We start from the raw sequence: 17,859 nt of genomic DNA on the forward strand, positions 1-17,859 counted from the left end.
ACCATGGAATATCGCACCATCACCACACTCATCACCGGCGCCAGTGGCGGTATCGGAGAAGAGTTCGCCAGGACGCTTGCGGCCAAGGGCGCCAACGTCATTCTGGTGGCGCGCAGCGTCGACAAGCTCAGCGCCCTCGCCGAGGAACTGCGTGGCAAGCACGGGATCCGCGCCGACGTGATCGGGTCGGATCTGTCCGTGCCCGGCGCCGCGACTTCGCTTGTCGCCGAGGTCGACAAGCTCGGCGTCGACGTCGATTTCCTGATCAACAACGCGGGATTCGGCACCCACGGCGATCTGGCCAACGCCGACCCCGACCGGATCCGCGACGAGGTCGCCCTCAACGTTTCCGCTCTCACCGACCTCACCACCGTCTATCTGCAGCGCATGACGGCCCGCAAGACCGGCTCGATCATCAACGTCGCGAGCACCGCCGCCTTCCAGCCGGTACCGCACATGGCCGTCTACGCAGCGACAAAGGCCTACGTGCTCTCGCTCAGCGAAGCACTGTGGTGGGAGGCCAAGCGCGACGGAGTCCGCGTGCTCGCCCTCTGCCCGGGTGCCACCGACACCGCGTTCTTCGATGTCGCCGGCTCCGACGATGCGGCCGTCGGCACACGACGCAGCACCCGGCAGGTCGTCGACACCGCACTCTCGGCACTCGAGGCCGGCAAGCCCAGCGTCGTCGACGGGGCGTTCAACAAGCTCAGCGCGGGCTCCAGTCGGTTCGCACCACGGCGACTGGTGGTGGCCATCGCCGAACGTGCGGTGCGGTCGAGGTGAACCCTCTACCCGATCGACGCGAAACAGCGCCCGATCGATGAGAAACAGCGCACGGTCAACGGGAATGAGCGCACGGCCGACGCCAAGGCGACCCAGCCACTCAGCCCTGAGGCCCTCGATGTAGCTGCCGCTGCCCTACCGCCAGCCGGGAGGCACGGTGGACACACCACACCGTCCAGATCGCCGAGCACGCCGCCAGCGTCAGCAATTCGCTTGTCAGCCACCACAATCGGCCACCGTCGACGGTGTTGGACGGGTCCTGGACGATGAGGACGGCGGCTCCCACGCCCAGGGCGGCGACCACGCCGGACGGCCAGGCGGCGCGTGCCTCGAGATGATGCTTCTCCTCGATGACCGCGGCCGCACGCACCTCCCTGCCCGACACGGCGGCGTCGTCGTCGAGGTCTGCCAGTGCGACGAACAGGTCGGGGTCGCGCCGGACCTGCGCCGACCGTCGATACGACAGCACCCACGCGCCCACCGCGACCGCGGCGAGGAGGAGTGAGAGGTAGACCACACCCCAGGCTAACCCGTCATGCGGCGCGGAGCCGGGTCGCGATGAATTCCGTCACCGCGTCGGGTCTACCTGTGTGACCCTGTCCGGCACAGGACACCGCACAACCGCAGGAGACCTCCGATGCACAACATGATGTTCCTGAACCTGCCCGTGGACGACCTCGCACGCTCGCGGAAGTTCTTCACCGACCTCGGCTACACCATCAACGAGAAGTTCTCCGACGAGAACGCGATCACCGTGGTCCTCGGCGAGAGCTTCGTCGCGATGCTCCTCACACGGGACTTCTTCGGTTCCTTCCATCCCGCGACGACCGCTGATGCGACGACCACCAAGGAGTGCATCATCTGCCTCGACGGCGAGTCCCGCGACGCCGTCGACGCCTTGGTCGACCGGGCGATCGCAGCCGGCGCCAAGCCGGGTGACACCGAGGATCACGGCTTCATGTACGGCCGCAGTTTCGACGACCCCGACGGCCACTCGTGGCAGATCGCGTGGATGGATCCGGCTGTCATGCAGGGTGATACGGCCGAGTCCTGAGCACGGGGTCGGGTGCGCCGAGATGCACGGCAAGCATCCGCCGCACCGACGCGGGCCACGCGAATGCGGCGGCCCGCTGCCGAGCAGCACGTTCACGCTGCGCACGCGGCACCGTCAACACCCGCTCGATCGCGGAAGCGAAAGCGGCACCGGTGTTCTCGGCGACAGCACCGCAGGTGTCGTCGACGAGTTCGTTGACCGCGGACGAGCGGGACGCGACGACGGGCGTCCCCGATGCGAGCGATTCGAGTGCGGCCAGGCAGAAGGTTTCGTGCGGACCGGGCGCCAACGAGACGTCGGTGCTGGCCAACAACGCCGCCACCTGTCCGCGATCGGGGACGTGACCGAGAAAGGTCACCGGTAATCCGCGACCACGTGCGCTGTGCTGCAACGCTGTTCGCATCGGCCCGTCCCCGGCGACGACGAGATGCGCGGGCACCCCGGCGCGGTCCAGTCGGGCCACCGCGGCGATGCTGCGATCGGCGCGCTTCTCCACCGACAGCCGACCGCAGTGCACCAGCAACGCGGCATTCGGCTCGGTCCACCGTTGATGCAGTTCGGGATCGAGCCGACGCGGATCGAACTGGTCGAGGTCGACGCCGAGCGGTACGCGAACGAGGTTGTGCACACCGATCTTCTCGAACTCGGTGGCGGCAAACGCCGTGGTGCACACCACGGCGTCGTAGGTGTCCGCGGTGGCACGGTTGGCGCGGTCGGCAAGCACTCGGGCCGCGGCGGCCGGCAGCATCAGGCCGAGGAGTCGGTCGAGTCGCTCGTGCGACACCATCGTCGAGTGGATGTCACGGCGTCGGGCCCAATTTCCGAAGCCGCGCAACGTGAGTCGGTCCGACACCTCGATGGCGTCCGGTCGCAGCGTCGCAAGAATGTCGGCCACACGTCGTGGTGGGGCCAGGCGGTAGCCGCCGGCGAACGGCACCCGCGGTGCGGGTACCGACACCTTCGCGACGCCGGATGGCAGCACCTCTTCGGCATATCGTGCACCGGGCACGATCAGCACCACCTGGTGTCCGGCGCCGATGTAACCCGCACCCCACCGATCGACGGCGGTCCGTAGTCCACCGGATCGCTCTCCATAGAAGTTTGCGAGTTGCACGATGCGCATGAGCCCAGTGAGCCGTGCGCGTGTGAACACCGCGCCACCAGCCGCCGACCTGCATGTGAACCGCACGAGTACGTGCCGACGGCGCCGCTTCGGCGGATGGGTCGCGCGATTCTTGCCGACGGGTGATCGGCGCGAGCGGCTAGGTTGGTGGGCATGACGTCATGGCCGCAGATCCGGGGTTTGTCTTTCAGCACGATGGGTCGAACGGTGCGTGCCACGGCGTATTCGAGCGATGGTGCCGTCAACCATGTGCGGTTTGTGCCGCCAACGTCGTGGCGAATCGAGAACTCGGATGGTTCACCCAGTTACATCGAGAATGACACCGATGAATACCGATTTGGCGAGGACGGCGTCGCGGTGCACACGTCCAAGTCTCCGAATCGGCTTGTCGCAGTGGCGGGTATATCGCCAACGGTGTTGTTCACCGCTTACCAGATGTGGGCCCCAGCAGAGATCACCGGGCGAGCGCCGCGGTTCGGTGAGCCCAGAGGAATCACCGGCACCGAGGTTCGGGGCCGTCGGGGTTGGCACATGGAGTTCGATGATCGCTACGGCGGCCCGACCGTCGGTGTGGTGATCGACGCTGAACTCGGAATCGCCCTCTCCTGGGTTCAGGGCGAGCAGTGGATGCAGATGGAATCACCAGTATTCGACGAGGATTTCGAACCTGCACTGTTTTCATGGGACGGCGCGACGATCGAGTTCGAAGAATACCTCGACTCTCGCGAACAGCTCGAACACGAACAGAGAATGCAGGAGCTGATGAACATGCCGCCCACCCAAATCGGGTGGGTGCCGATGGAGATCAGCGTGTCACCGGCAGACGGGGACCCATTATCGGGTGCGTTGGATGTGACGGTGACGGCGAGTTCACCCCAGTTCGGTATCCGCCGCTGGTTAACCGAGGTCGGGGAGCCCGAGATAGGTTTCTCGATGGAGTTCTACTCGCCCCGAGCGCGTTCGACGGTCGGGCCATGGACGCTTGAGTTGCGTTCCTACAACGAGATGTCTCCCGACGTTGCTGACCGCATCTTCACTGAGGTCGTTGTACCGAATCCGCCCGGAGATGTCGATGACATTCGTGACGCGACGACACTGCGTCACGAGGCTGCAGCCGAGGCCGAAATCGTCGCTTCTCTGGGTACCGGCCGCAACCTCGACGACTATCTGCACAACCCTCAGGGCGGTGCGTCGTTGCTGGTGCGCACGGATTTCAGCAGTGATGAACGCTGGCGGGCGGCCGCGCTGGCGTCAATGGAGCCGGTACCGAGCGGTATGGACGAATTCCCGACCTTCCAGGCCGGGCTCACCTGTATCGACCATCGCGATAACGACGGCCTAAGCGTTGACGATCTGGTCGCTCGTATCGGCGAGGAAGACCCGCCCTACTATGCGTTCGTCGCCGATGCGATCACCATGAGCCATCCCGAGATGGCGATCCTCGTGATCGATTGCGGGCGAAGTGACTTCGGGCACGAACCCGGCCGGACCTTTCGTGTTGTCCCCGAACAGATGCATTCAGTCGAGAACAATCTCTCGATCGCGAACATGGACTTCCGCAGCTTCGCCGACGCCGTCGATGACGACGGTGTCTTCCGTGGGTTCCCGCCATCTCCACCGCACATAGCGACACTGCATCGCGACGAACTCATCGCACTCAGTGCCACCAACCAGTCGACCCCGGCGCTGGTCCGTTTCGCCGACGAACTACCCGACCTGGACAACCCCTACCTGGTGCTCTACGAGTCGCCGCGCGCCAAACTGTACGACTTCACCATCGCGCTCGACCCGGAATCGACTGAGATTCGCTTGGGTGTCGAGGACTATCTGGTCGCGACCGCGCGCGATGGCCTGTGCCATTCTGGGCATGTTCAAGTCTGGGGAGGGCATTGGAATCTCGTCATCGACCCTCAGACCGGAACACTCGAAGCCGCCATGCTCAGACAACACCCACCTGCCACACCCTCCTGAACCATCTGCAGATGGGTTGCGGCACCGCGGTTCTCAAGACAGCCGGATTCACCCGGTTGTTGTGGAGCCCGGTGTAGTGGAAGTAGGTCGCCGGGTACTCGCCGATGCGACCGGTCATCGCGTCACGCACCCGCTTGCGTCTGGCCCGCCCGACGGACAACGGTGCGAAGTCCCACGGCAGTAACGGCCACCCTGACTCGGGAAGATGGTGAACACCGTTGGCGGGCACCCACTCCCGAACCCACCGCCGGCGTGCGCACTCGACGATCACCCCGGACAGGACGAAGGCCGGAATCGGGTGGCCGGCACGAGAACCCACCACAGGGGCCGGCCGTGACCCTGCCACCACCACAGATCCCGTGATCACCGATCGAAGCGGCCGCCGGTCATTCGGACGGCGGCTCGCACCGCGATGACTTCTGGGCGCCCGGCGAGTCAGCATCCTCGGAGCAGGAAATCAGACCGCCGGCAGATCAACAGCAGTGGAGGGTGACCGATGGGTTCTCGGCGCGAGGTATGGCCGGTCGTGCACGCCGAACGCCGACGGCTCGTCGATGCACTCGAGAACGTCGATGAGGACGCCTGGACCACACCGTCGCTGTGCCCGGATTGGGATGTCCACGACGTGCTGGCCCATCTGGTCGACGGCGCCCGCACCACGCGGGCCGCCTTCGTGTGGCGGATGATGCGCTCGCGCTTCGATTTCGGCGCCGATAACGACCGCGGGATCGTCTCGGCGAAGGCTTCGGACCCGCGGGAGACCCTTGCCCGGCTGGCACGGTCGGCGCAGCTGCGGCGCACCCCGCCGGCGGCACCGGCGACGCGGCTCGTCGAGGTGTTCGTCCACGGTGAAGACATCCGCCGACCCCTCGGTATCGACGCCGATCTCCCCGTCGAGCACGTCATGACCGCGCTGGTCCACCAGACGCGCACCCGGGTCGCCTGGGGAGGCGGGCGCGAGCGGGTGGATGGGCTGCACCTCGTGGTCACCGACGCCGAGATGCTCTACGGCGAGGGCCCCACGGTGCGTGGTCGGGCCATCGATCTCCTGCTCGCGGTGTCGGGGCGACCGGTCGTCGACGGGGTTCTCACCGGACCGGGCGCCGCACGGCTCCGGACGCACGCTGTCGCCCACTGAATCACGTTCGGACGTCAGCGAAGATCGGCCCCATCGGGCAGACCCGACATCATCGATGTACGGAATGTCCGAATATTCCTGTTCTGCAGAATCTTTCGGCGAACTTGTAACCCACTTCACACCGATCTGACGAGCGATCTGACGGGTACTTCGCTTAGAGTAACTAAGTAATTAGTTACCCAAGGTCAACTATCAATCCGTTCGGTGGTGAGTCATGGACGAGATGTCCGGCGCAGCGTCCGTCGCGACCCTCAGCGACGCGGCCGCGATCCATCGCGACCTCATCCGGATCGGACGGGCCATCCGCGCCCGGTCCGACGCCGGGCCGTTGTCGCCGGGTCAGCTGTCGGCGTTGTGGACGATCGCGCAAAACGCCCCGATCCGCGCCACCGAACTCGCCACGCGGGAGTCGGTGGCCGGCCCGACCATGTCGCGGGTCGTCGCGTGCCTCGAGCAATCCGGCATGGTCACCCGCACCACCGATCCGCACGACGGCCGCGTCAGTCTTCTGACCCCTACCGCCACCGGCTACCAATACATGCGCGGTGCCACCTCGCGGAAGTCGGACCTGTTCGAGGAGGCACTCGACCGCCTCGAACCCGCCGACCGCGTCGCGGTCACCCGCTCGATGCGACTGCTCGCCGACACCGTCTGCGAGCTCGACCACCCGTCCACAGCCCCACACACTGCAGAGGAAGGAGCCTGATGGAACCCGCCATCAACGGTCACGGAGGTTCAGGCCTCAACAATTCGGGTCGCGGCGACTCGGTTGTCGGCCTGATCCAGGGCGTGGTCCACCGCCCGGACGGCGGCCCGATCGCCGAAGCCACCGTCACCGTCATCGATCCCGGCGGCAGCCAAGCCGCCCGTACCATCGCCGGTGCCGACGGCACCTTCGGTGTGCGGGTCGCCGGCGCCGGCCACTACGTGCTCGCCGTCTCTGCGGCCGGCCACGAGCCGGCCGCAGTCACCGTCACCGTGGGGACCGCCCCGGTCGACACCGAGATCATCCTCGCGTCGATGGGGACCCTCGCGGGCATCGTGACCACCTCGGCCACCGGCGAGCCGGTCGCCCGCGCGACCATCGCCATCGCCGACCGCACCGGTCAGATCGTGGCGACCACGGTCACCGACGGCGCCGGCCACTGGCAGATCGGCGGGCTCGGCGACGACACCCTCACCGTCATCGTCACCGCTGCAGGCTGCGATCCGGTCGCCGAGACAGTCCACCTCGCCGACGGCGAGATCACCACCGTGCTGCGCACCGCAGCCGAACTCACCGGCGTGATCACCGACGGCACCACCGGCGCCGGGACCCCCGTGGGGCACAGCCAGGTGGCACTGCTCAACGACGCCGGCGAGATGGCCGCGAGCACCCTCACCGACGAGGTGGGCCGCTACCTGTTCGCCAACCTCACCCCGGGTGACTACACCGTCGTCGCCAACGGCTACGCACCCGTGGCGGCCACCATCGACGTCGCGGCGGGTCGCGTCGCCAACCACGAATTCGTCTTGGGCGCAAGGGGGCAGGCATGAACGCCACCATCACCGCACGCGTCGTCAGTACCGCCGGACGGCCGGTTCGCGACGCCATCATGACGATCATGTCCGACGCCGGCGCGCAGCAGGCCGTCGCCCGCTCCGACGACAACGGCACCGCGATCGCCGACGACCTCGGCACCGGGACCTACACCGTGGTCGTCGCCGCCGAGGGCTACCAGCCGACCGCGCGGGTGGCCGTGGTGGCCGGCGCCGGGACGGTCAGTCTCGGCGAGATCACCGCGGTACGCGCAGGCGACGCACCCACCCCGAGTACCGGCCACTGGGAGATCGACCCGGGACACTCGTTGCTCGAGATCAGCGTGCGCCACTTCGGGATCTCCACCATCCGTGGACGTTTCACCGATTTCACCGGGCACATCGAGGTCCCCGAATCGGTCGAGCAGTCCTCGGTGTTCGCCGAGATCAAGACCGCCAGCATCGACACCGACAACCGGACGCGTGACGAGCACCTGCGTTCGGATTCGTTCTTCGATGTCGAGAGCTTCCCGGTCGCGACCTTCGCGGCCACCGGCGTCCGGCCGCGTGGTGACGAGACCTGGACCCTGGCCGGCACTCTGACGCTGCGCGGGCATGCGGTTCCGGTCGAGTTGGAACTGAGTTATCAGGGCGAGGTCGACGATCCCTGGGGTGGCCGTCGTGCCGCCTTCGGTGCGACGGGGACGTTGCACCGCAACGACTTCGGCATCAGCTTCGACGACACACTCATCAGCGGTGTGGCCCAGATCGGCGGCACCGCACGGATTTCCCTCGAGGTGGAGGCGGTCCGGACCGACGGATGACTCCGTCACCCCAGTTGTTCGCGGACACGGTCAGCGCCGACCGCACAGAATTGACATATTGATCTGAAAGGCAGGACATGTCGAATACCGCAGTCGCCGAGACCGGCGCCGCTGCCGGACCGCCACGCCGGTCCCGGCAGCGCTCGCTGGAGGAGCTCGGTCCTCACTACAAGTGGATTGCGTTGTCCAACACCACGTTGGGCATGCTCATCGCCACCATCAACTCCTCGATCGTGCTCATCGCACTGCCCGATATCTTCAAGGGCATCAACGTCAACCCCCTCGACAGCAGCAACACCAGCTATCTGCTGTGGATGATGATGGGCTTCCTCGTCGTCACCGCCGTCCTCGTGGTCAGCTTCGGCCGCCTCGGCGACATGTTCGGCCGAGCGCGCATGTACAACATGGGCTTCGCCATCTTCACCGTCTCGTCGATCTTCTTGGCGATCACCTGGTTCGACGGCAGTGAGGCAGCGATCTGGCTGATCTTCTGGCGCATCGTCCAGGGCGTCGGTGGCGCCTTCCTGATGGCCAACTCCTCGGCCATCCTGACCGACGCCTTCCCCGCCAACCAGCGCGGTCTGGCCATGGGCATCAACGGTGTCGCCGCCATCGCCGGCTCGTTCCTCGGCCTGCTCATCGGCGGCATCCTCGCCCCGATCCAGTGGCACTACATCTTCCTCGTGTCGGTGCCCTTCGGCGTCATCGGCACCATCTGGGCGTATCTGAAGCTGCACGATCTCGGTGAGCGCAAGCACGCCAAGATGGACTGGTGGGGCAACATCACCTTCGCCGTCGGCCTGATCGCGATCCTGATCGCCATCACCTACGGCATCCAGCCCTACGGAACCCACGCCATGGGCTGGACCAACCCCTGGGTGTTGACCGGGTTGATCGGCGGCGTCATCGTGTTGGCCGCGTTCGTGTTCATCGAAACCAAGGTCGACAGCCCACTGTTCGAACTGAGCCTGTTCAAGAACCGGTCGTTCACCTTCGGTAACCTCGCCAACCTCGCCGGTTCCATCGGCCGTGGCGGTTTGCAGTTCATCCTGATCATCTGGCTGCAGGGCATCTGGTTGCCGCAGCATGGATACGACTACTCGCGTACCCCGCTGTGGGCCGGTATCTACATGATCCCGATGACCATCGGCTTCCTCATCAGCGCACCGGTCTCCGGAGCACTCTCGGACAAACTCGGCACCAAATGGTTCACCACCATGGGCATGCTCATCACCGCAGGCACCTTCGGCGCGCTCATCGCGATGCCGGTGAACTTCACCTACTGGGTGTTCGCCCTCGTGCTCCTCATCAACGGCATCGGCATGGGCCTGTTCGCCTCCCCCAACCGCGCCGAAGTCATGAACTCCCTACCCATCACCTCCCGCGGCTCCGGCGCCGGCATGATGACCACCTTCCAGAACGCCGCCATGGTCCTGTCGATCGGCCTGTTCTTCTCGTTGATGATCGCCGGGCTCTCCACCCACCTACCCGACGCCATGTACTCGGGTCTGACGGCCAACGGCATGCCCGCACCCGCCGCCGACGGGATCGCCCACATCCCCACCGTCGGTATCCTGTTCGCCGCATTCCTCGGCTACAACCCGATCCGTGAAGTCGCCGGCCAAGCACTCCAAGGACTCCCACAGTCCAGCGTCGATCACCTCACCGGCCTCAACTTCTTCCCCCACCTGATCAGCGACCCGTTCTCCGACGGCCTCACCGCGGCATTCACCTTCGCACTCATCTGCTGCGTCCTCGGTGCCATCGCCTCGCTGTTCACCGGCTCGAAGAAGAAGCCGGCGACCCCGGAGACCCTGGGCGCGGAGTTGGCCGCGGTGGCCGGTGATGTCGGCTTCGGCACACCGTCCGAACTGGTCACCGAGGAGGAGTCGACTCGCCCGATGGCTGCTCCGCGGCATCTGTTGACCTCGGCCGGCGAGGCCGGGGCGCAACCGGTGCGACCGCGAATCGCAGGGTTGATCACCTCGGGCGGCGGATCGCCGGTCACCGACGCGGCGATCACCGTCACCGATCTGCGTGGCCATCAGGTCGGCGCGACCGCGGTTCACCCGGACGGGTCGTATGCGGTGACCGATCTGGTCGACGGCACCTACACGGTGATCGCGACGGCTCCCGGGCTCTCGCCGCGGGCGCTGGCGGTCTCGGTGGTCGCGGATCTGGTCTTCCGGCGTGACTTCGCCCTCGGTGGCGGCGCGTCGCTGCGGGGTTGGGTCCGTGACGCGCATCGTCCGCTGCCCGCGAATCTGGTTGTCACCGACCAGTCGGGTGCGGTCATCGCCAACGCGCAGGCCGATTCGGACGGTCGGTTCACCGTCACCGGTCTGTCGGCCGGTGACACCCTCGCGGTAACGGCCTCGGCACCGGGCTATGCGCCGTCGAGCCAGCTGATCACCGTCGAAACCGGTTCTGCCGCAGAGGCCGAGATCGTGTTGTCGGCCACCGGTGGCGTCCAGGGCACGGTCCGGACCGTCGACGGCACCCCGTTGGTCGGGGCGACCGTGTCGGCGATCGGGCCGGATCAGACGATCGTCGCGTCGGTGACCACCGACACCGACGGCCGTTACCGGATCGAGGGACTCACCGACGCCCAATTCACGTTGGTCGCCAACATGTATGAGCCGACCGCGGTGCAGGCCCGCGTCGTGACCGGCGAGCGCACCACCGTCGACATCGGCCTCGGCGTCGACCGCCCGACGGTGCGGTGAGCACCCCCGTGACGTAACCGACGTCCTTCACCAGCGACTGCGCGGTGTGCCCCCAGGGGCACACCGCGCAGTCGCTTTGTGGATCGTCTGCGGGGCAGTCCTTCTCAGCTCGCGCTCCACCCGCCGTCCATCGGATAGGACGCGCCGGTGACCATCGCCGCGTTCTCCGAGGCCAGCCACACCACCAGGGAGGCCACCATGTCCGGGGTGGTCATCGTCTTGATGGCACTCTCGGCGAGCAGGACGTTCTCGACCACTTCGGTCTCCGACATCTGATGCACGCGTGCCTGATCGGCGATCTGCCGGTCGACGAGATCGGTGTGCACATAGCCGGGATTGACGCAATTGCTGGTGACGCCGTACGCGGCGCCCTCGAGTGCGGCCACCTTCGACAGTCCCTCTAGTGCATGCTTGGCCGAGACGTAGGCCGACTTGTACGCCGATGCCCGCAGCCCGTGCACCGACGAGATGTTGATGATCCGGCCGAAACCGTTGCTATACATGGCCGGTAGCACCGCGCGCATCAGCAGGAACGGTGCCTCCACCATCAGCCGGTGCATCCGGCGGAAGGTGTCCGGCGCCATCTCCTGGATCGGCGCGACCGATTGGATACCGGCGTTGTTGACCAGGATGTCGACGTCGAGGGTGAGATCGTCGAGTTCGGCGGTGTCGGTCAGATCGACCGTCCACACCTCGCCGTCGAGGTCGGCGGCGACCTGCTTGGCGGCGATCCCGTCCACGTCGGCGATCGTCACCTGTGCCCCCGCGGCGGCGAGACCACGGGCGCAGGCGGCTCCGATTCCGTTGGCGGCACCGGTGATCAGCGCGCGACGGCCACTCAGATCGACTCCGGCGGCGCTCATGCGGTGACCTCCGTCCGCGCCCGCGGCGCACCGAGATTGTCCCGGGCGTCGGCGGCGTCAATGGATTCCAGTGATGCACAACGGGTTTCGCGGGCGAAGGCGACGGCGATCAAGGTGATCACCGAGGCGCCGGCCAGGTAGATCGCGATGGGTACCGAAGAATGGAAGCTGCTCAGCAGTTCGGCGGCGATGATCGGCGCCAACGATCCGGCGACGATCGAGGTCACCTGATAGCCCAGGGACACACCGGAATACCGCATCCGGGTGGTGAACATCTCGGCCATGATCGCCGGCTGACCGGCGTACATGAAGGCATGGAACACCAAGCCGATGATGATCGCCGACATGATCACCAGGTGATGACCGGTGTCCATCATCGGGAAGGCGAAGAATCCCCAGAAGGCGGTGGCGAACGCTCCGAGGGCATAGACGGGTCGGCGGCCGACGCGGTCGGAGAGCCGCCCCACCAACGGGATCACCGCGAAGTGCACGGCGTTGGCGACCAGCATCCACCACAGGATGAGTTCGGTGTCGGCGTGCACGACGACCTTCAGATACGTGATCGAGAAGGTCACGACGAGGTAGTACATGATGTTCTCGGCGAAACGCAGGCCCATCGCGGTCAGCACGCCGCGCGGGTAGAGCCGGATCACCTCGAGCACGCTGAACGAGGTGGCCTTGGCGTCCTCGATCTCCTCTTGTGCGCGAACGAAAATGGGGGCGTCGGTGACCTTGGTGCGCACGTAGTAGCCAACGAACACGATGATCGCCGACAGCCAGAACGCCACCCGCCAACCCCAGCCGAGGAAGGCCGCGTCGCTCAACGTCGAGGTCATGATCAGCAGCACCATCGTGGCCAGCAGGTTCCCGACGGGGACACCGGCCTGCGGCCACGACGCCCAGAAGCCGCGGCTGCGGTCGGGGCTGTGTTCGGCCACCAGCAGCACCGCGCCACCCCACTCACCGCCGACGGCGAATCCCTGGACGAAGCGCAGCACCACCAGCAGTACAGGTGCGAGGTAGCCGATGGCACCGAAGGTCGGCAGACAGCCCATCAGGAATGTCGAGACGCCGACGAGCACCAGGCTCAGTTGCAGTAATTTCTTGCGGCCGAATTTGTCGCCGTAGTGGCCGAAGACGACCCCGCCGAGGGGGCGGGCGACGAAGCCGACGGCGTAGGTCACGAACGCGGCGATGATGGCGTCGAGTTCGTTGCCGCCCGCGGGGAAGAACACCTTGCTGAAGACCAGGGTCGCGGCGGTGCCGTAGAGAAAGAACTCGTACCACTCGACGACGGTGCCGGCCATCGACGCCGCGACGACCCGCCGCAGCCCCGAGGGCCGATAGGTCTGCGCAGCGTCGGGATTCGGCCCGTCTGCGATCTCACGGTTGGCCATGATCACTCCTCCTCCGGGCATCGGGTGTGATACCACTCACATCTCGTCCGAGTATCAATGCCCGCCAATGCGCTTTCAATGACCTCTTCGTCGCATCAGATCTGCAAACATGCAGATATGCCGTCCACCAGCCCCAGCTCCGACGACCTGCTGGTGCTACTGGCAGTGGGGCGGACCGGCCGTTTCACCACCGCAGCCGACTCGTTGGGCCTCAACCACACGACGGTCGCGCGGCGAATCGAGAGCCTAGAGAAGGCCTTGGGCGGCCGCGCGTTGGCGCGCGGATCAGGCGGTTGGGAGCTCACCGATCTCGGCAGGCGGGCATTCGCGGCTGCCGAACAGATCGAGGCTGCCGTTCGCGACCTCGGTGCCGATGCGCGAGACGGTGTGTCGATCAACGACGTGGTCCGGATCTCGGCCACCGACGGCTTCTCCGCCCTGCTCGCCGCGCCCGCCGCGGTCGCGGTGCGCACCCGGCATCCAGGTATCGGGGTCGAGATCGTCACCGCCACCCGCTTGGCCTCGCACACCCGCACCGGTCTCGACATCGAGATCGTGGTCGGCGAGCCGCACGTCCATCGGGCCGAGGCGATGCGGTTGGCCGACTACCGGCTCGGGCTGTACGCGTCGCGGCGCTACGTCACCGAACACGCCATGCCGCACACCGCCACGGAGCTGAACTCGCATCCGCTCGTCTACTTCGTCGACTCGATGCTGCAGGTCGACGATCTCGACCTCGCCCGCACCCTGGTCCCGCAGATGGCCGAGGGGCTCACCTCGACCAACGTCTTCGTCCACGTCGAGGCGACCAGGGCCCACGCCGGGATCGGTTTACTCCCTTGTTATCTGGCCGATCGTCACGACGATCTGGTGCGCGTACTCCCGGATGTCAACGCCCAGTTGACCTATTGGCTGGTGACCCGGACCGAGGCCTATCGCCGGCCCGCGGTGGCCGCGATGGTCGAGGCGATCCGTGAGGTCGTCGACGCACATCGGGAGGCGCTGTTGGGGGCGTGAGCGGGTGCCCTCGCGATGAGTTCACGTGCGCCGGGCGGTCTGTCTCTATGCCACAACCACCGGCAGAGGAGAAGTCATGCGCAAGCTCGTCGTCACCCAGAACGTCACCCTGGACGGATCGATCGAGATGCTGACGTCGTGGTTCGATCCGACGGACCAGACCCCGGACCTGATGGCCGAGAGTCACCGTCAGGACGCCGAATCCGACGCACTCCTGGTCGGACGCCGGACGTTCGAGGACTTTCGTGGCTATTGGCCGCACCAGCACGATGATCCGACGGGCATCACCGACTACCTGAACGCGGTCGACAAGTATGTGGTGTCGTCCACCCTCACCGAACCCGGGTGGCAGAACTCGACCATCGTGCCCGGCACGTCCGTGGCCGAATCCGTTGCGGCACTCAAACAACGCGACGGCCTCGACATCGTCGTCACCGGTAGCGTCACGCTCACCCACGCGCTCATCACGGCCGACCTCGTCGACGAGTTCCGCCTGTTCGTCTACCCCGCGGTGCAGGGCCGCGGTCGCAGGCTGTTTCCCGAGCACGGGTCGGCTCCGCAGCTACGCCTGCTGGAAGCGAGGTCGTTCACCAATGGGGTTGCACTGCTGCGCTATTCGACTCATTGACCGGAATCACTGCCCGTCAACGCCGCAATTCCGAGGGCGCCGCGAACTCCGCCGGACGATCGGATTGCCACGTGTGCCAACGCTCCCAATGGGCCACCGACCACTGCTGCAGACGCTCGTCGACGCCGGGCACGAGTCGTCGGGCCACCTCACCGACGAGTCGTGGGGGCACCTGCGCGAGCAGGAGCGCGACGCCGATCCAGCCGGCCGGGAGATCGAACCGCCGGCGATTCTGCGGCAGCATGAACAGTCGCGCATATCCCGACTGGGCCTGCAGGTGATACCAGGCGCGCCATCGATCGCGTCGGGTCATATCGGGTCGCGGCGCAAAGCCGGGAACGAACGATTCGACGAGTTCGGCTCCGGCAGAACCGGAATCGTGCGATCGGGTGGCGTCGAACAGATACAGCAGGCGTAGACCGTCGGAGATGGTCCGCGGATAGATGTCGTCGACGCGCACCCCGAGCAGATAGCCGAGGTAGCGATTGAAGACCAACGATGCCTCGAGTTCGGCCTTCGAGGTGAGGTAGCCCAATCCGTAGAGCCCCATCGCTGGCCCCACGCTACCGCCGAGCAGCGTCAGCATCATCTCGCTCTGGCTGATCGGCAGCCCCCACTTCTGGTCGTCCCACTCGTCGTGGCGCCGGACTCCGGCGCGCACCGACACGTGCATCACCCGAACGCGCATGGTGATCGCGCGGGCCAGACTTCCTTGGCGCACAAAGGCTCCCGGCCGTGAGACCTCGATCCACCAGCGGCTGGTCTCCAGATAGCGATTGAGTGCGCGTTCGCCGGCATAGCCTCCGGCCAACGACAGCGGCACCGCCAATGACCCCTCGGTGTAGGTGTCCATCGTTCCGGCGTTGCCCACGCCGCCCAGTGCGTACGCCCACCGACGCCACACCGCGGCACCGGCTTCGATCTGGGCGGGATCGGCCCAGTCGGGCATCGCGTCGAAGTCGGCGAACAACGCGCGCATGGACTCCGGTGCATCGTCGACGGCGTCGATTCCCTCGTCGAGCGCGCGGTCGAGCAACTCGCGACTGCGTTGCGGACCGAGCTCGCCGCGGTAGGTGTCGGCGACGAACCGCTCGGCCACCGGGTCACCCGCGAGCAGCAACTCGCCGTAGCGCTGCGCGGTGCGCTCATCGGGCAGCAGGTCAACGCCGGTCCATCGCTTGACCCGCTCGGCCAGGCGACGATGCGCGGAGTCACCCAACGGCCAGCGGTAGGCGGTCGGCAGGGCATCGGCGCCCACGTCGCCACCGCCCGCGATCGATGCGTCTGGAAGAGAAGCGTCTGAGATGGATTCTACAATTCGTCTCACGCGGTCAGGGTAACCGATCGCGGCGGCCCGGGTCAGAGCATCGCGAAGTACCCCGCGGCGTACGCGACGGCCGGGGCCATCGTGCCGAGCACCTTCTGGTTGACGTTGGCGAAGGTGTCGCGCGCGGTGTGGTAGTTCTGATCGAAGATCTCACCCGCGGTCCCGCCCCAGCGCATCGCCTGCTCCGGGGTCTTGACCTTGTCGGCACCGGAGTCGATGCCGCCGGTGGCGATGCCCGCCTGCGCGAACGCGTCGTAGTCGGAGCGGCCGTCGAATCCGGAGGGCTCGGGGCCGACTCCTCTGCGGGTGAGGAAGTCGGTGAACACCCGCTCGATCTCCCCGGACCCCCGCGGCCCGGCATAGGAGTCCGGCAGGTGCGACGACCCGTCGCCGTCGGAGACGAAGTAGCCGCCGTTGTGGGAGCCGAGCATGTCGAAGTTGAGGTACTGCCGGATCGAGGCACGGCCGGTGGCGGGCAGCGTCTCCACGTAGTGGGTGGAGCCGATCAACCCCTCCTCCTCGGCACCCCAGAAAGCGAAGCGCACCTTGTTCTTCACCGGCGCGAGTGCGGTCATCGCCAGCGCGGTCTGCAGCACGGCCGCGGAGCCGGAGCCGTTGTCGTTGATGCCGGGCCCCTCGGGGACGCTGTCGAGGTGCGCACCGAGCATGACCACCGAGTTCGGCAGGCCGGTGTGGGTCTCGGCGAGGAGATTCCACGACTTCACGCGTGCGGTGCGGGCATCGACCGCCAGGGTCAGCGACCCTGCCTGCCGCACCTGCGACCCCAGGTCGCGTGACACCGCCACCGCCGGCAACGGATCGCGGACATCCTCACCCAAAGTGCCTTGGAGCGGGCCGTTCTCGGTGTTCACGATCACCACCGCGCGCGCCCCGGCGATCTTCGCGTTGGCGACCTTGTCGCCGAATGGGCACACACCGCGATCGACCACGACGATCGCGCCGCGGGCGGTCGCCGGGAAATCACCCGGCTGGCAGCCGGGAGTGGTGTCGGTGGTCGGCACCGCGCTCACGGGCGCGGTGAGCGGCGCACTCGAGCCCGAATAGCCGAGAACCTGCGAATCGATCTGCGCGCCACCCGCGCTGAGCTGATGGCTCTTCTCCTCGAACATCGTCGCGGTGAATTCCTGCCGCGTCGGGGCGTAGCCGGCTTCACGCAGCCGGGCCTCGACGTAGTCGAGGCTTCGGAGGTACCCAGCGGTGCCCAGGGCACGGTTGCCGCCGTTGCGGTCGGCGATGTCCTGCAGTGCCCGAAGGTGATTCGACACATTCGACGCCGTCACCCCACCGGCGACCGTGGTGCCGTATGTCTCGGGCAGCGTGCTCGCGAAAGCCGGTGCGGCAGCGGCACCTCCCGCCGTCGCGATCACCGTCGCGGCGATCACCGCCACGAGCGCCGCACGGCGTACCGACCGACGACCCCGAACCCGCATACCCGCACCGCCCTCTCGGCCCCTGAGAGCCTTCTCGGT

The 17,859-nt window shown here is 66.7% G+C and carries 16 protein-coding genes; 10 read left to right on the forward strand and 6 right to left on the reverse strand.

Annotated elements, in window-relative coordinates; genetic code table 11:
- The first annotated feature begins 3 nt into the window (after positions 1–3).
- Entirely contained in the window at positions 4–783 is a 780-nt protein-coding gene (locus J6U32_RS00675) for an SDR family NAD(P)-dependent oxidoreductase (protein ID WP_208793107.1), read from the forward strand.
- Positions 784–883: 100 nt separating this feature from the next.
- Here J6U32_RS00675 and J6U32_RS00680 read toward each other — a convergent pair whose 3' ends face one another.
- The gene (locus tag J6U32_RS00680; protein WP_208793108.1) at positions 884–1,300 is read right to left on the reverse strand and encodes a hypothetical protein; all 417 of its coding nucleotides are present in this window, start codon (positions 1,298–1,300) and stop codon (positions 884–886) included.
- A 120-nt stretch (positions 1,301–1,420) separates the two neighbouring features.
- On the opposite strand from J6U32_RS00680, the gene J6U32_RS00685 reads away from it, so the two are divergent.
- Positions 1,421–1,837 (forward strand): VOC family protein, encoded by a 417-nt coding sequence (locus J6U32_RS00685; RefSeq protein ID WP_208793109.1) that lies wholly within the window; start codon positions 1,421–1,423, stop codon positions 1,835–1,837.
- Here the strand turns inward: J6U32_RS00685 and J6U32_RS00690 are convergent.
- Entirely contained in the window at positions 1,809–2,960 is a 1,152-nt protein-coding gene (locus J6U32_RS00690; RefSeq protein ID WP_208793110.1) for a glycosyltransferase, read from the reverse strand. The genes J6U32_RS00685 and J6U32_RS00690 overlap by 29 nt on opposite strands.
- Before the next feature lie 531 nt (positions 2,961–3,491).
- On the opposite strand from J6U32_RS00690, the gene J6U32_RS00695 reads away from it, so the two are divergent.
- The 6 genes from J6U32_RS00695 (at position 3,492) to J6U32_RS00720 (ending at position 11,137) form a co-directional block, all read left to right on the forward strand.
- Positions 3,492–4,931 (forward strand): DUF6924 domain-containing protein, encoded by a 1,440-nt coding sequence (locus J6U32_RS00695; protein ID WP_244332451.1) that lies wholly within the window; start codon positions 3,492–3,494, stop codon positions 4,929–4,931.
- A 496-nt stretch (positions 4,932–5,427) separates the two neighbouring features.
- Positions 5,428–6,069, forward strand: coding sequence for a maleylpyruvate isomerase family mycothiol-dependent enzyme (locus J6U32_RS00700; RefSeq protein ID WP_208793112.1), 642 nt, complete (start codon positions 5,428–5,430; stop codon positions 6,067–6,069).
- Between the two features lie 214 nt (positions 6,070–6,283).
- Entirely contained in the window at positions 6,284–6,775 is a 492-nt protein-coding gene (locus J6U32_RS00705) for a MarR family winged helix-turn-helix transcriptional regulator (RefSeq protein ID WP_208793113.1), read from the forward strand.
- Positions 6,775–7,605, forward strand: a complete 831-nt coding sequence (locus J6U32_RS00710) for an MSCRAMM family protein (protein WP_208793114.1) — start codon at positions 6,775–6,777, stop codon at positions 7,603–7,605. The genes J6U32_RS00705 and J6U32_RS00710 overlap by 1 nt, the downstream gene beginning before the upstream one ends.
- Positions 7,602–8,411 (forward strand): YceI family protein, encoded by an 810-nt coding sequence (locus J6U32_RS00715; protein WP_208793115.1) that lies wholly within the window; start codon positions 7,602–7,604, stop codon positions 8,409–8,411. Before J6U32_RS00710 ends, J6U32_RS00715 begins: the two co-directional genes overlap by 4 nt.
- A gap of 77 nt (positions 8,412–8,488) precedes the next feature.
- Complete coding sequence (locus J6U32_RS00720; protein ID WP_208793116.1) at positions 8,489–11,137, forward strand: MFS transporter; 2,649 nt, start codon at positions 8,489–8,491, stop codon at positions 11,135–11,137.
- 104 nt (positions 11,138–11,241) lie between these two features.
- Here the strand turns inward: J6U32_RS00720 and J6U32_RS00725 are convergent, their stop codons facing one another.
- Both J6U32_RS00725 and J6U32_RS00730 read right to left on the reverse strand, forming a co-directional pair.
- Positions 11,242–12,000, reverse strand: a complete 759-nt coding sequence (locus J6U32_RS00725) for a 3-hydroxybutyrate dehydrogenase (protein ID WP_208793117.1) — start codon at positions 11,998–12,000, stop codon at positions 11,242–11,244.
- Positions 11,997–13,397 (reverse strand): MFS transporter, encoded by a 1,401-nt coding sequence (locus tag J6U32_RS00730; protein WP_208793118.1) that lies wholly within the window; start codon positions 13,395–13,397, stop codon positions 11,997–11,999. Before J6U32_RS00730 ends, J6U32_RS00725 begins: the two co-directional genes overlap by 4 nt.
- 117 nt (positions 13,398–13,514) lie before the next feature.
- Between J6U32_RS00730 and J6U32_RS00735 the strand changes: the two genes are divergently transcribed.
- A complete protein-coding gene (locus tag J6U32_RS00735) occupies positions 13,515–14,414 on the forward strand; it encodes a LysR family transcriptional regulator (RefSeq protein WP_208793119.1) in 900 nt (299 codons plus the stop codon).
- A 76-nt stretch (positions 14,415–14,490) separates the two neighbouring features.
- On the forward strand, positions 14,491–15,042 hold the full coding sequence (locus tag J6U32_RS00740; RefSeq protein WP_208793120.1) for a dihydrofolate reductase family protein: 552 nt from the start codon (positions 14,491–14,493) through the stop codon (positions 15,040–15,042).
- Positions 15,043–15,058: 16 nt separating this feature from the next.
- Here J6U32_RS00740 and J6U32_RS00745 read toward each other — a convergent pair whose 3' ends face one another.
- Both J6U32_RS00745 and J6U32_RS00750 read right to left on the reverse strand, forming a co-directional pair.
- Positions 15,059–16,300 carry an oxygenase MpaB family protein gene (locus J6U32_RS00745; protein ID WP_208793121.1) on the reverse strand — a complete coding sequence of 414 codons (1,242 nt, stop codon included), beginning with the start codon at positions 16,298–16,300 and terminating at the stop codon, positions 15,059–15,061.
- A gap of 101 nt (positions 16,301–16,401) precedes the next feature.
- Positions 16,402–17,820 (reverse strand): M28 family peptidase, encoded by a 1,419-nt coding sequence (locus tag J6U32_RS00750; RefSeq protein ID WP_208793122.1) that lies wholly within the window; start codon positions 17,818–17,820, stop codon positions 16,402–16,404.
- Positions 17,821–17,859 lie beyond the last annotated feature (39 nt).

Source organism: Gordonia polyisoprenivorans, assembly GCF_017654315.1.
Taxonomy (GTDB): domain Bacteria; phylum Actinomycetota; class Actinomycetes; order Mycobacteriales; family Mycobacteriaceae; genus Gordonia; species Gordonia polyisoprenivorans_A.